The sequence below is a fragment of the Pseudomonas rossensis genome, assembly GCF_039888995.1.
GTDB lineage: Bacteria > Pseudomonadota > Gammaproteobacteria > Pseudomonadales > Pseudomonadaceae > Aquipseudomonas > Aquipseudomonas rossensis.
This window is the reverse complement of the sequence record NZ_JBBWCB010000010.1, coordinates 45,643-57,971: the sequence shown is the minus strand read 5'-3', so window position 1 is coordinate 57,971 and position 12,329 is coordinate 45,643. Positions and strand designations below refer to the sequence as shown.

General features: G+C 59.5%; 13 protein-coding genes. 6 read left to right on the top strand and 7 right to left on the bottom strand.

What is annotated here, in order from left to right:
- Positions 1–24 precede the first annotated feature (24 nt).
- From peaB to peaD, 3 genes are read left to right on the top strand one after another with little or no spacing between them, the layout of a single operon-like run.
- Complete coding sequence (peaB, locus tag WLY71_RS05175; protein ID WP_076028106.1) at positions 25–1,455, top strand: quinohemoprotein amine dehydrogenase maturation protein; 1,431 nt, start codon at positions 25–27, stop codon at positions 1,453–1,455.
- A gap of 1 nt (position 1,456) precedes the next feature.
- Entirely contained in the window at positions 1,457–1,780 is a 324-nt protein-coding gene (qhpC, locus tag WLY71_RS05170) for a quinohemoprotein amine dehydrogenase subunit gamma (protein ID WP_347802749.1), read from the top strand.
- A 42-nt stretch (positions 1,781–1,822) separates the two neighbouring features.
- Complete coding sequence (gene peaD / locus WLY71_RS05165; RefSeq protein ID WP_347802748.1) at positions 1,823–2,941, top strand: quinohemoprotein amine dehydrogenase subunit beta; 1,119 nt, start codon at positions 1,823–1,825, stop codon at positions 2,939–2,941.
- A gap of 151 nt (positions 2,942–3,092) precedes the next feature.
- Here peaD and WLY71_RS05160 read toward each other — a convergent pair whose 3' ends face one another.
- On the bottom strand, positions 3,093–3,494 hold the full coding sequence (locus tag WLY71_RS05160) for a lysozyme inhibitor LprI family protein (protein WP_347802747.1): 402 nt from the start codon (positions 3,492–3,494) through the stop codon (positions 3,093–3,095).
- Positions 3,495–3,551: 57 nt separating this feature from the next.
- Positions 3,552–3,950 (bottom strand): GFA family protein, encoded by a 399-nt coding sequence (locus WLY71_RS05155; RefSeq protein WP_347802746.1) that lies wholly within the window; start codon positions 3,948–3,950, stop codon positions 3,552–3,554.
- Positions 3,951–4,228: 278 nt separating this feature from the next.
- On the opposite strand from WLY71_RS05155, the gene WLY71_RS05150 reads away from it, so the two are divergent.
- Positions 4,229–4,717, top strand: coding sequence for an SRPBCC family protein (locus WLY71_RS05150; RefSeq protein WP_282480961.1), 489 nt, complete (start codon positions 4,229–4,231; stop codon positions 4,715–4,717).
- Between the two features lie 7 nt (positions 4,718–4,724).
- Positions 4,725–5,525: an aminoglycoside phosphotransferase family protein gene (locus tag WLY71_RS05145; RefSeq protein WP_347802745.1), complete on the top strand. Its 801-nt coding sequence runs from the start codon at positions 4,725–4,727 to the stop codon at positions 5,523–5,525.
- 671 nt (positions 5,526–6,196) lie between these two features.
- Here WLY71_RS05145 and inhA read toward each other — a convergent pair.
- A complete protein-coding gene (gene inhA / locus WLY71_RS05140) occupies positions 6,197–6,892 on the bottom strand; it encodes an isonitrile hydratase (protein ID WP_347802744.1) in 696 nt (231 codons plus the stop codon).
- 90 nt (positions 6,893–6,982) lie between these two features.
- On the opposite strand from inhA, the gene WLY71_RS05135 reads away from it, so the two are divergent.
- Positions 6,983–7,966: a GlxA family transcriptional regulator gene (locus WLY71_RS05135; protein WP_347802743.1), complete on the top strand. Its 984-nt coding sequence runs from the start codon at positions 6,983–6,985 to the stop codon at positions 7,964–7,966.
- Here WLY71_RS05135 and WLY71_RS05130 read toward each other — a convergent pair.
- The 4 genes from WLY71_RS05130 to WLY71_RS05115 form a co-directional block, all read right to left on the bottom strand.
- Positions 7,935–8,837, bottom strand: coding sequence for an alpha/beta fold hydrolase (locus tag WLY71_RS05130; protein WP_347802742.1), 903 nt, complete (start codon positions 8,835–8,837; stop codon positions 7,935–7,937). The genes WLY71_RS05135 and WLY71_RS05130 overlap by 32 nt on opposite strands.
- A gap of 36 nt (positions 8,838–8,873) precedes the next feature.
- The gene (locus WLY71_RS05125) at positions 8,874–9,263 is read right to left on the bottom strand and encodes a hypothetical protein (RefSeq protein WP_347802741.1); all 390 of its coding nucleotides are present in this window, start codon (positions 9,261–9,263) and stop codon (positions 8,874–8,876) included.
- Positions 9,264–9,524: 261 nt separating this feature from the next.
- Complete coding sequence (locus WLY71_RS05120) at positions 9,525–11,351, bottom strand: glycoside hydrolase family 15 protein (protein ID WP_347802740.1); 1,827 nt, start codon at positions 11,349–11,351, stop codon at positions 9,525–9,527.
- Positions 11,344–12,144 (bottom strand): glucose 1-dehydrogenase, encoded by an 801-nt coding sequence (locus WLY71_RS05115; RefSeq protein WP_347802739.1) that lies wholly within the window; start codon positions 12,142–12,144, stop codon positions 11,344–11,346. The genes WLY71_RS05120 and WLY71_RS05115 overlap by 8 nt, the downstream gene beginning before the upstream one ends.
- Positions 12,145–12,329: the final 185 nt, after the last annotated feature.

Here is a 12,329-nt window from a genome sequence, read left to right as displayed (position 1 = left end):
ACGGGGTTTGCACAGGAGGTTGCAATGGGCGCTATTTTGAATCTGGTTGAGCGGAACCTGCACGAAGTGCACGTCGATGCCGACCGCATGCTGTTTCACATCCCCAGCAGTTCGCTGTTCGCCAGTGATGAGCTGACCGGCACCATCATCGATACCTTGCGCGGTCCCGGCTGTTCGTCGGACGACCTGATCCAGCGCCTGGCCGCTCGCTTCAACGGCGAAGAAATCACCGAGACTCTGCGCGAGCTGATGGCCCTGGAACTGGTCAGCGACGGCTCGCCGCTGACCCCCGATATCGGCACCAAACGGGTCGAGCGCACGGCGATCAATACCGTGGTGCTCAACGTCAACACCGGCTGCAATCTGAGCTGCACCTACTGCTACAAGGAAGACCTGGACAAGCCGTCGGCCGGCAAGAAAATGGACGTCGAAACCGCGGTCGCTTCGGTGGAAATGCTGCTGCGCGAATCCCCGGACGAAGAGCGTTTCACCGTAGTGTTTTTCGGTGGCGAGCCGCTGAGCAATCGCAAGCTGATCGAGTACATGGTCGACTATTGCGAGAAGCGTTTCCGCGAGGCGGGCAAGTTCGTCGAGTTCGTCATGACCACCAACGCGACGCTGCTCACCGAAGAGACCGTGGACTACCTCAACGCCCACCGTTTCGGCCTGTCGGTCAGTATCGACGGACCGAAAACCGTGCACGACCGCAACCGCATCACCGTGGGCGGGCAGGGCACGTATGACGTGGTGCGGCGCAAGGCTGAAATGCTGCTGTCGCGCTACAACAGTCGTCCGGTCGGTGCCCGCGTGACCCTGACGACCGGCGTCACCGACGTCGAAACCATCTGGGATCACCTGTTCAACGAACTGGGTTTTGCCGAAGTCGGGTTTGCCCCGGTGACCTCCGGCGACATCAGCACCTTCAACCTGTCCAGCGACGAACTGATCGAAGTCTTCGCCAACATGAAGAAGCTCGGCCGGCGTTATCTGGAAGCGGCGCTGGAGCACCGCAATATCGGTTTCTCCAACTTGCACCAGTTGATCACCGACATCCACGAAGGCCACAAAAAAGCCCTGCCCTGCGGCGCGGGCCTGAAGATGCTGGCGGTGGATCACAAGGGCGAATTGAACCTGTGCCACCGCTTTACCGGTTCATCGTTGCCGACCTTCGGCAACGTCCACAGCGGTGTGAAGCAGGTGGAGTTGAACGACTTCCTGTCCCAGCGCCTGGACCGTACCAACACCGGTTGCGAGGACTGCCAGATCCGCAACCTCTGTTCCGGCGGCTGCTACCACGAGAGCTATGCCCGTTACGGCGACCCGACCCACCCGACCTATCACTACTGCGAACTGATGCGTGACTGGGTCGACTTCGGCATCGAGGTCTACACCCGGATCATGGCCCACAACCCTGCGTTTATCAGCAGCTACATCACTCCGCGCAAGGCTCACTGATATGAGACATCTCAAGGCAATCAATAATAAAGCGCTGAAACTCGATGAGGCCGCGGCCGAAAACCGCATCGAAGAAGTGGTGGCGATGAGTTCCGTCGCCGGCTGCGCCTCGACCACCGACCCGGGTTGGGAAATCGACGCCTTTGGCGGGGTGTCGTCGCTGTGCCAGCCGATGGAAGCCGACCTTTACGGCTGCTCCGATCCTTGCTGGTGGCCGGCCCAGGTGCCCGACATGATGAGCACCTACCCGGACTGGAACAAGGATGCCCAGGCGTCCAACGACAACTGGCGCAACCTTGGCACTGTCTTTCCTAAAGACAAATGATCGTCCATAGAAAGCAGTCGGACAAAGAAGAAGGATTCCAGCATGCCTAGCATCAAAGCCTGCGGCCTGGCCGCATTCGCCGTCCTGAGCGCGTGTTCGCTCACTGTTCTGGCCGATGAAAACACCGCTCTCGAAACCGGTCACGAGTACATGGTGACTACCAATTACCCGAACAACCTGCACGTCATCGACCTGGCCACCGACACCTTGTTCAAGACCTGCAAAATGCCGGATGCCTTCGGTCCCGGCACCGTTCAGTTGTCGCCGGACCGCAAGACCGCTTACGTGCTGAACAATCACTACGCGGATGTCTACGGCGTTGAACTCGACAGCTGCAAGCAGGTGTTCCACGCCAGCATGACCCAGAAACCGGGGGAGAAAGCGAAGTCAATGTTCGCCTTCACCCTCAGCCACGACGGCAAGGAATTGTTCACCATTGCCAACCCGACGTTGATGCTCAACGACCGCTACGAAGTGCAGCAACCGCGGCTCGATGTGTATGCCACCGACGCCGGCATGGACGCCAAACCCGTGCGCAGTTTCCCGGCGCCACGGCAGTTGACGATCATGCAGAGCGGTGACGATGGCACGCTGTATGTAGCGGGGGCGGACGTCTACAAGGTCGATGTGAAGACGGGCAAGTTCGACGTGCTGATCCCCAGCCGCCACTGGAAGCGCCCGAACTACAGCGCACCGGACGTGCTTTACGTGTGGAACCAGCAGACTTATCGCCATGACTTTTCGCTGCTCTACACCGCGGCGAAATTCAAGGACAAGAAGCAGGATCCAGCGACCGCCGAGTACCTCTACGGACTGTTCAGCATCGACCTGAAAACCGGCAAGACCGAAACCACCGACTTCGGCCCTCTGACGGAAATCTACTTCAGCGGCATGCGCTCGCCGAAGGATCCGAACCTGATGTTCGGTGTGCTCAACCGTTTGGCGAAGTACGACATCAAGGAAAAGAAAATGCTCCAGGCAGCGACGCTCGATCATTCCTACTACTGCATTTCCTTCAACAAGGACGGCAGCAAGATTTATCTGGCGGGGACGTTTAATGACGTGGCTATCTTTGATCCCGAGAGCATGAAGCAGATTGGCAGCATCAAGTTGCCGGGTGGGGATATGGCGATCACGACTGCGCAGATATTTGTTCGATAACCTCGGTGCCTGAACTGGCGCCTTCGCGGGCAAGCCCGCTCCCACATTGTCCAGCGTTGAATGCAAATTTGCGTTTCAACTCGGTCATTGTGGGAGCGGCGGTGCGACGATTCGACTTGCCCGCGAAGAGGCCCTGATAGACGCTAGAGAATCAAGCCCCAGGCACCGGACAACTCATATCCCCCTCCTGACACTTCAAGTAATTCTTGAAAGTCTCCACCCGCGCCTTGGTCAACTCAGTGATGCAGTTGCTGTAGATCAGCGGATACACACTCCCGCCTTCCACCCCGGCGCTCGAGAACTTGCACTCGGCATCCCGAAACGCAATCCACGAACGCTGCGCCCCGATCAGCAGCTTTTTGCTTTCGGGGTTGCTCTTCAAACGCTCGTTGATCTGCTGGTAAAGCGCATTCAACTCCTTGTCCGCCGTCTTGTGCTGCTGCGCCGCGCACTGATTCATCGTGGCCTGATCGGTGGCGTTATCGCAGTCCACCGCATAAGCGGCGGCAGTGAACAGCAGAGGCGTCAGTGCCAGAAGAAAGCGTGGGTGCATGGGGATTCTCGCTGTGACAGGAAAGTTGGGGTGCAGTTTAGTGCCGTATTCGACCCTTTATGTTTGCCATTCAGGGCATTTTTTAATCGATTCATAGGCAAGCCACGGCACGTCATGTGTCGTCCAGATATGCGCCTGAGGCGTCATTTTCGGGTCATCGTCCAGTGTCGCCACACGAACGATAACGTGGGGTTGGGCCAGGCGCTCAGCCATCAAGTGAGAACCGCAGACCGAACAGAAATGCCGCAGCTTGCCTGGTGACGATTCGTAGCTGCTCAGTCGGTCCTGGCCTTTGATCCAGCGAAAATGTTCGCGCATGACCCCGGCTGTCGAGGCGAATGCCGCCGCGTGTGCCTTGCGACAGGTTTGGCAGTGGCAATGACTGATGGGCATGTCGAGGCTATCGACTTGGTACTCGACGGCTTTGCACAAGCAGCTGCCATGCAGGCTATTCATCGCGTGCTCCTGATTGTGTGAGGGTGCCGCTGGCCAGGCCCAGCAGGGCTCCGCGATAACGTTCCGTAAGTGAAAGCTGCATGAATCGTCCTTGTCTGAGTCAATTTCGTTTTTAACGTTAGCAGTTTCGGTCTACTCGTTTTGTCTTCAAACCAGCAGTTACACTTCGAAATGCAGCTGAGTATTTCGTACTGGGTTGATTGAGATACCCGATTGATACAACTTTAGGGTTGGTCTTGTGGTCTTACAGGCCTACTGTTCAGTACAGGAGGTGACTTATGAATCCAGCATCAGATCGCATCGAAAGGAAGATCCTGCTCAAAACGCCGCGCTCGCAGGTCTGGCGTGTGCTGGCCAATGCCGAAGCCTTCGGACAGTGGTTTGGCGTAGCGCTGGAGGGCAAGCGTTTTGTCGCCGGTGAATGGACCCAGGGGCAGATTACGTACCCGGGTTATGAGCACTTGCTGTGGAACGTTCTGGTGGAGCGGGTCGAGCCGGAACGGGTGTTTTCGTTTCGCTGGCACCCGTATGCCGTGGAGCCTGAACTCGATTACTCCCAGGAACCCACCACGCTGGTGAAGTTCGAGCTCGAAGACATGGATGAAGGCACGTTACTCAAGGTCACCGAGTCCGGTTTCGATCACATCCCTCAGACGCGCCGACTCAAGGCGTTCCGCATGGACAGCCGCGGTTGGGATGAACAGATGAACAACATCGAAGAGTTTCTCAAAGTCAGTGCCAAGGCGCGCGAGCGTCAGGAAGAGTGATGGCTGTATGTTCGAACCTTGGCTGAAACGCTGGGCGCTGGTGCCGGACGGTGAACCGATCATCACGCCCGGCAGTCGTTTATTGCCGGTGCGCATGGGTGATGTGCCGGCGATGTTGAAGATTGCTGTCGATGCCGAAGAAAAGTTCGGTAATTTGTTGATGACCTGGTGGGGCGGCGAGGGCGCTGCCCGCGTCTATGCCCATGACGGCGACGGGTTGTTGATCGAGCGTGCCATGGGCCAGCGATCGCTGATGCACATGGCGCTCAACGGTCAGGACGACGAAGCCAGCCAGATACTGTGTGCGACATTGGCGCGGCTGCACGCGCCGCGGCCGTCGCCACCACCGCCCCTGGTTCCATTGGCGCCATGGTTCAAGTCGCTGCGTCTGGCGGCTGAACAGTTTGGCGGCCCTTATTCCCTCAGTCTCGCCACTGCCGAAGCCTTGTTGGCCGAACCGCAGGACGTTGTGGTGCTGCACGGCGACATGCATCACGACAATGCCCTGGACTTCGGCCCACGGGGTTGGCTGGCCATCGATCCCAAGCGGGTGATCGGTGAGCGCGGATTCGATTACGCCAACCTGATCTGTAATCCCGACTTGCCGACGGCGACTGATCCGCAGCGTTTCCACCGGCAGGTCGCGGTGGTGGCTGACGCCGCCGGACTCGAGCGTCGACGGTTACTGCAATGGGTATTGGCGTTTGCCGGACTGTCGGCAGCCTGGTTTCTCGAGGATGACGACACCCTGGCGGCCGAAGGTCAGCTACAGGCCGCGAAACTCGCGGCTTCAATGCTCGATACCTGAGCCGTCTAAGGGTTTTCGGAAGGGCGGCTATAGCGAATGTCCTACACGCGATGGTAGCTATGTCGTCTGTTGCACATTGGATCCGAAGCGTAATCTAGCTTCATCAACCGAAGCACAGGAAGTGCTCGGGATCACGGATGATCGACCATAAGCAAGGAATCGCTGCCGACAGGGAGTCGTAATGGTCTTGGGAAAAACCCGCTTCGGCGGGTTTTTTTTCGCCTGTCGAAAAGGACTTGGCAGAGGAGTTTCGTGTAGCAGCTGCCGGAGGCTGCGTTCGGCTGCGCAGCAGTCGCAGAAACAGACACTGCGGTCTTTCAGGCACACCGTGTTTGTCTGGTTTACGACTGCTGCGCAGCCGAACGCAGCCTCCGGCAGCTGCTACAGGAGAGGGCTTCAAGGCTGAAATGGTCAATGGCTTACACCCGCACGTGGGTATGTCCTCTGTTTACGCTTCACCGATGTGTTTATTCTGGATCCATCAACTGAGTCGCAGGAAGCGCTCAGGATCAAGGATGATCGACCATTGGCCAGGATGGCTGCCGACAGGATGTCGAAATGGTCTTGAGAAACCCGCTTAGGCGGGTTTTTTTATGGGCGATGGAAAATCCTCGTCGCATCATTCTGGCCGGGGGAACGGCAGCCAGGCACTGGCTGCCGGTCAGGATGGATCAGTTAGCTGACAACTGATCGAGTTTCGCCGCTACACGTTCAGTGATTTCCGAGCGCAGCTTCAATGACCCGGCAGCACGTTTGCGGGCCTCCTCCAGCACACTGACCGGAGCCGTCTCAGGGTTGCCCGACGCAAACGGCGGCGCCGGGGCGTATTCGAGCTGCAACTGCACCAGCTCTGCCGTGTCCTTATCGAACAGCTCCGCGGCCAGGGTCAGGGCAAAATCGATGCCCGCCGTAATCCCGCCACCGGTCAACAGATTGCCGTCGCGCACCACCCGATCCTTCACCGGGATCGCCCCTAAAGGCGCCAGCAATTCGTGATAGGCCCAGTGAGTGGTGGCGCGTTTACCCTTCAGCAGACCCGCCGCACCGAGCACCAGCGCGCCGGTACACACCGACGTGACGTAACGCGCGTTGGCGGCCTGCGCCTTGATGAAGGCCAGCGTCTCTTCGTCCTCCATCAACGGCCCGACGCCGCTGCCGCCGGGAATGCAGATCACATCCAGCGGCGGGCAATCGTCGAACGTGGTGGTCGGTTTCAGCACCAGGCCCGTGCTTGCGGTGACCGGCATCAGGTCCTTCCAGATCAAATGCACCTTCACGTCCGACAGCGAGGCCAGTACGTCGTAAGGGCCTGTGAGGTCCAGTTGCTGAACCTGTGGAAACAACAGAAAACCGATCTGCAACGTCATGGCTTTTTTCTCATGAAGTGGGTGGACGACTTCACTTTAGGCTCGTAGCATTTGGCGTATACGCCAATAACCCCACGAATTACGCCAATCATGCCGAAAACCATTCACGTGCTCGCCTTTGCCAATGTGCAACTGCTCGACGTCACCGGGCCATTGCAGGTGTTCGCTTCGGCCAACGATATTTCCCGCCAGCAAGGTTTTCCGCCACCTTATGCGCCGTCGGTGATTGCCAGCGGCGGTGGGGCGGTGATGTCGTCGGCGGGGCTGGCGCTGTTGGCCGAGTCATTGCCCGTAGAGGGTAGTGACACGTTGATCATTGCCGGTGGCTGGGGCGTTTACGACGCGGCCGAAGATCAACCGCTGGTGGCGTGGGTGCGTAAACATGCGACGGGGTGTCGACGGGTATCGTCGGTGTGCACCGGGGCATTTTTGCTGGCGGCCAGCGGCTGGCTCGATGGCCGGCGGGTGGTCACTCACTGGACCCGTTGCGAGCAGTTGGCGCAGCAGCATCCGCGGCTGCAGGTTGAACCCAACCCGATCTTCATCAATGACGGCCCGGTCTGGACCTCGGCCGGGGTCACCGCCGGTATCGATCTGGCGCTGGCCATGGTCGAAGAAGATCTTGGCCGCACGATGGCCCTGGAAGTCGCGCGGCAACTGGTGGTGTTCCTGAAACGCCCCGGCGGCCAGTCGCAGTTCAGCGTCACCCTCTCTTTGCAAAAGGAAGGCAACCGTTTCGACGAACTTCATGCCTGGATCAGTGAAAACCTCACCAAGGATTTGGGCATCCCGACCCTGGCCTTGCAGGCCGGCATGAGCGAACGCAGCTTCGTCCGCCATTACCGCGCCGACACCGGCCAAACTCCGGCCCGGGCCATCGAACTGATTCGGGTCGAGACCGCCCGACGTTTGCTCAGCGATACCGGCGTGCCGATCAAACGGGTGGCGGTGCAATGCGGATTCGGCAGCGAAGAGACGCTTCGACGCAGTTTTCTGCGGGCCATGGGCGTGACCCCGCAGGCCTATCGCGAGCGTTTCAGCGTCAGCCCTCCAGCAGATCCAGTAATGCTCTGAGCGTTGCCTCGGGTGCTTCTTCGGGAATGTTATGCCCGACGCCCGCCAACACTCGCCGCTCATAACACCCGGTGAAATGGGCGATGTCTTCGTCTATCTCCGGTGCCGGTCCGACGCCATCGTCGGCACCGCACAGAGAAATCGTCGGTACGCTGATCGGCGGCTGTCGGGTCAGCGCTGCTTCGATCCACTCCAGCGCCGGCTCGCCGGGCGCGTACATGAACCGGTGGCGGTAGGAGTGAATCACCACCTCGACGAAATCCGGATTATCGAAGGCCGGGGCGCTTAACGGATACAACTCAGGGCCTTTTGCCCAAGTGGGTGACCACAGCTTCCAGAGTAATTCGCACAAATCCCGGCGACTTTTCGTCAGGCCTTCGACGCCGCGTGGCGTGTGGAAGTAGTACTGATACCAGAGGCGGTGCTCGGTTTCCGGGTCCAACGGTTCAGTGGAATGGGGAATGTCCTGAAGGTTGTAACCGTCGCCGGTCACCAGGCAACGAACCCGCTCGGGCCATAGCGCCGCCACAATACACGCCGCCCGACCGCCCCAGTCGTAGCCGCACAGGGCGGCTTGTTTAATGGCCAACGCATCCATCAGATCCAGCAGATCCTGAGCGAGGGCGGCTTGTTGTCCGGAGCGCAGGGTGTCGGGGTGGTTGAAACGGGTCGGGCCGTAACCGCGCAGGTACGGGACGATGACGCGGTAGCCCTTGGCGGCGAGGGTCGGGGCGATTTCGTCGTAGGCGCGCGGGGAGTAGGGGAAGCCGTGGAGGAGGATGACGGCTTCGCCGGTGGTAGGGCCGTGTTCTTCGTAGGCGAGCGACAACCCTGGCGTTTGGGTGAAGTGGATCAGCGCTTCATTGTTCATTCGACACTCCAGAAAGGGTTGTTTTTCGCCTGTTTCCTAGGCTTCGATTTCCGCCACTTGATTGAAGTACTTCGACCGATCCGGCGTAAACGTCACCACCATGTTGGTCCGCGAACAGGTCAACGCCCGTTCTTCACCCACATCAACATCCAGATCTTCCCCGCGTAACCCTTGCCACTGAGCGAGGTACTTGAGGGATCCGTATTTTTCGAGTTTCTTCAGGCTGCGGCTGACGCCACCTTTCCAGCCCAGCACCGGCAGTTCGCCAGCAAGGCAGCGTTGGACGAGTTCAGGGAAACGGGGGGCGCGTTGGCGGCCGATCTCCCAGCATTTGATCAGGCCCTTGTCCTGGCCTTCCCATAATTCGTCGCGGTTCAGACCTGACCGGAGTGGGGCGTCGATGCTGCGGTGGATGCGCTGGGTCATTCTGGTTCCTTGAATTCGGGTTTTGTTGGACAGCTCCGCTGTACCCGTTGAGGGGGGGATGGTAGGTGGGGATGTAACGGCTGGCAACAAACGTTTTCAGGCTATAGAAATGAGGTGCTTCGTGCGATTGAACAGGTCTGTTTAGCGGTTGTAGGAGCTTTGCCTATACCGGCCACCGTTTCTTTCGCCGGTATTCAGTCGGTCTTGTGTTGTGGCTGATGGCCCCTTCGCGAGCAAGCTCGCGAAAGGGGCAATACGGTCTCAAGGCTGCCAGAAGCTCTTCTCCCCGCTCAGTTTCCGATCCAGAAAACTGGCCGCACTGATCAGTGCCAAATGCGTCAGCGCTTGCGGCGTATTGCCCAGATGCCGCGCATGGCTGTCGAACTCTTCGGCGTACAACCCCAGCGGGTTGGCGTACCTCAGCAACTGTTCAAATTCCAGATGCGCCTTTTCCACCCGGCCGGCGCGGGCCAGGCATTCGACGTACCAGAATGAGCACGCGGCGAAGGCGCCTTCGGTGCCGTCGAGGCCGTCGATCCGGGTGTCGTCATTGCGATAGCGGTAAACCATTCCATCGCGCACCAGATTCTTTTCGATGGCATCGAGGGTCGCGAGCCAGCGCGGGTCTTTGGCGCTGACGAAGCGCACCAGCGGCATCAGCAGCATCGAACCATCCAGCGCGGTGCCGCCGATGTGCTGGACGAAATGCCCGCGTTCTTCGTTCCAGAAGTTCCCCCAGATATCAGCGTAGATCGCCTGTCGGGTCTGGTCCCAGCGGGCGAACGGGGCGGGCAGTGAGCGTTTTGAGGCGAGGCGAATGGCTCGGTCCAGTGCCACCCAGCACATCAGCCGCGAGTGCAGGAAGTGATGCTGTTCGCCGCGCATTTCCCAGATGCCGACGTCCTTTTGCTCCCAGGTTTCGCAGACCTGGTCGACCACTTCTACGGTGTGTTTCCAGCCTTCATGGGAGATGGCGTCGCCGTATTTGTTGACCAGGTACACCGCGTCCATCAATTCGCCAAAGATGTCGAGCTGGACCTGGTCGTAAGCCTGATTGCCGATCCGTACCGGTGTTGCGCCGCCATGACCGGAGAGGTGCGAGAGTTCGGTTTCCGGCAGTTCCTGACGGCCATCGATGGCATAGAGGATATTGAGTTTCATCGGTTTGCCGTGGCAATCGCTGACCCGCCCGCGCAGCCAGCGCATGTAGTCATTGGCTTCCTGAACGAAGCCCAGGCGCATGAACGCATAGACGGTGAACGAGGCGTCGCGGATCCACGTGTAGCGGTAGTCCCAGTTACGCTCGCCGCCAGGTGTTTCCGGCAGGCCGAAGGTGGCGGCGGCGAGGATTGCGCCATGCTGGCGGGAGGTCAGCAGCTTCAACGCCAAGGCCGAGCGATTGACCATCTCCCGCCAGCGGCCGCGGTAGTTGGATTGGCCGATCCAGTCACGCCAGAACTTCAGGGTCCGTTCCAGGCAGATCGCGGCGGCGCCTTCCTTGAATCGCGGATCGTCGATACCACCCAGCATGAACTCGGCGCTCTGGTCCTGTTCGAGGGTGAATTCGGCGACCGCTGCATTGCCGTCTATACGCAAAACCTGATCCGAAGACAGACGCATAGACGGCTGATCGACGGCCTCGAAGGTCACGTCTTCTTCATCCATGCGTGCGCGGGTCTTGGCGCGAGCGTAGTCATGGCGCACGGCGCAGCGCATATGAAACGTCGCCTGGCCGCTGACCACACGCACCCGGCGCATCAGCACCGGCGTGGCATCTTCGCTGTCGCCGATGGGCAGCAGGTCGGTGACTTCGACCACCGCGCAGTCGCTGAGCCAACGGGTTTGCAACACATTGGTGTCGGGCAGGTAAATCTGCTCGCGGCGAGCGTCGGGTAAATCCGGGGACAGTTGGAAAATCCCGGCTTCAGGGGTGTCCAGCAGCGAGCAGAAGATCGACGGGCTGTCGAATTCGGGCCAGCAGAAAAAATCCACACTGCCCTTGTCGTTGACCAGCGCCGCGCTGCGCATGTCGCCGATGATGCCATGGGCATCGATAGCGCTTTGTCGTTCGGGATGATGATCAGCCATTGCCGCGAAACTCCGGATAAAGGCTCATGCCGCCGTCGATGAACAGCGTGGTGCCGACGATGTAGTCGGAGGTATCGGAGGCGAGGAAGACCACCGCGTTGGCGACGTCCTCGACATCACCGACCCGGCCGTAAGGAATGAGTTTGAGCAGCTCCTGCTCGTGATCGCCTTCAGTGGCGGCGCGATTGATCGCCGTGCGAATGGCGCCCGGCGCGATGCCGTTGATGCGGATGCGCTGGTGGCTGACTTCCTGGGCGAGGGTTTGCATGAGCATGTCGACGCCGCCCTTGGACGCGGCGTAATTGACGCGACCGGCCCAGGGAATGCGCTGGTGCACCGAACTCATGTGGATGATCTTGCCAGCAGCCCGCGAGACTCCGTTGCGAATGCCTTGTTGGTTGAAAATTCGCAGGGCGGCGCGGGCGCAGAGGAACTGGCCGGTGAGGTTGACGCCGATCACCTGGTTCCAGTCGTCAAGGCTCATGTCCACGGCCGGTGCGTCTTTCTGCAGGCCTGAGTTGGCGACCAGAATGTCCAGAAAACCGAAGGCTTCGAGGGTTTGTGCAAATAGCCGTTCGACGTCTGCTTCTTTGGAAACATCGGCACCGATGGCGATGGCCCGACCGCCTTCAGCATTGATCTGGCGGGCCAGTTCCTCAGCGGGAGCGGCCTGGGAATTGTAGTTGATCACCACGGCGGCACCGGCGGCGGCCAGTGCCTTGGCAGCTCCGGCGCCGATGCCGGAACTGGCACCAGTGATCAGGGCGACTTGTTGGTCCAGGGAAATGTGCATGAAGGTTAAAGCCTTGAGTCGAGGGCTTAACTAGCTGACTGGTTTGCGCGGTAGAGAGTTCATTTGGTGACTGCGCTGGCCGCATCGCGAGCAAGCTCGCTCCCACAATAGATTTTTGGTGTGCACACATTTTGTGTATGGCCGAGAACCCATGTGGGAGCGAGCTTGCTCGCGATGAAGGCTTC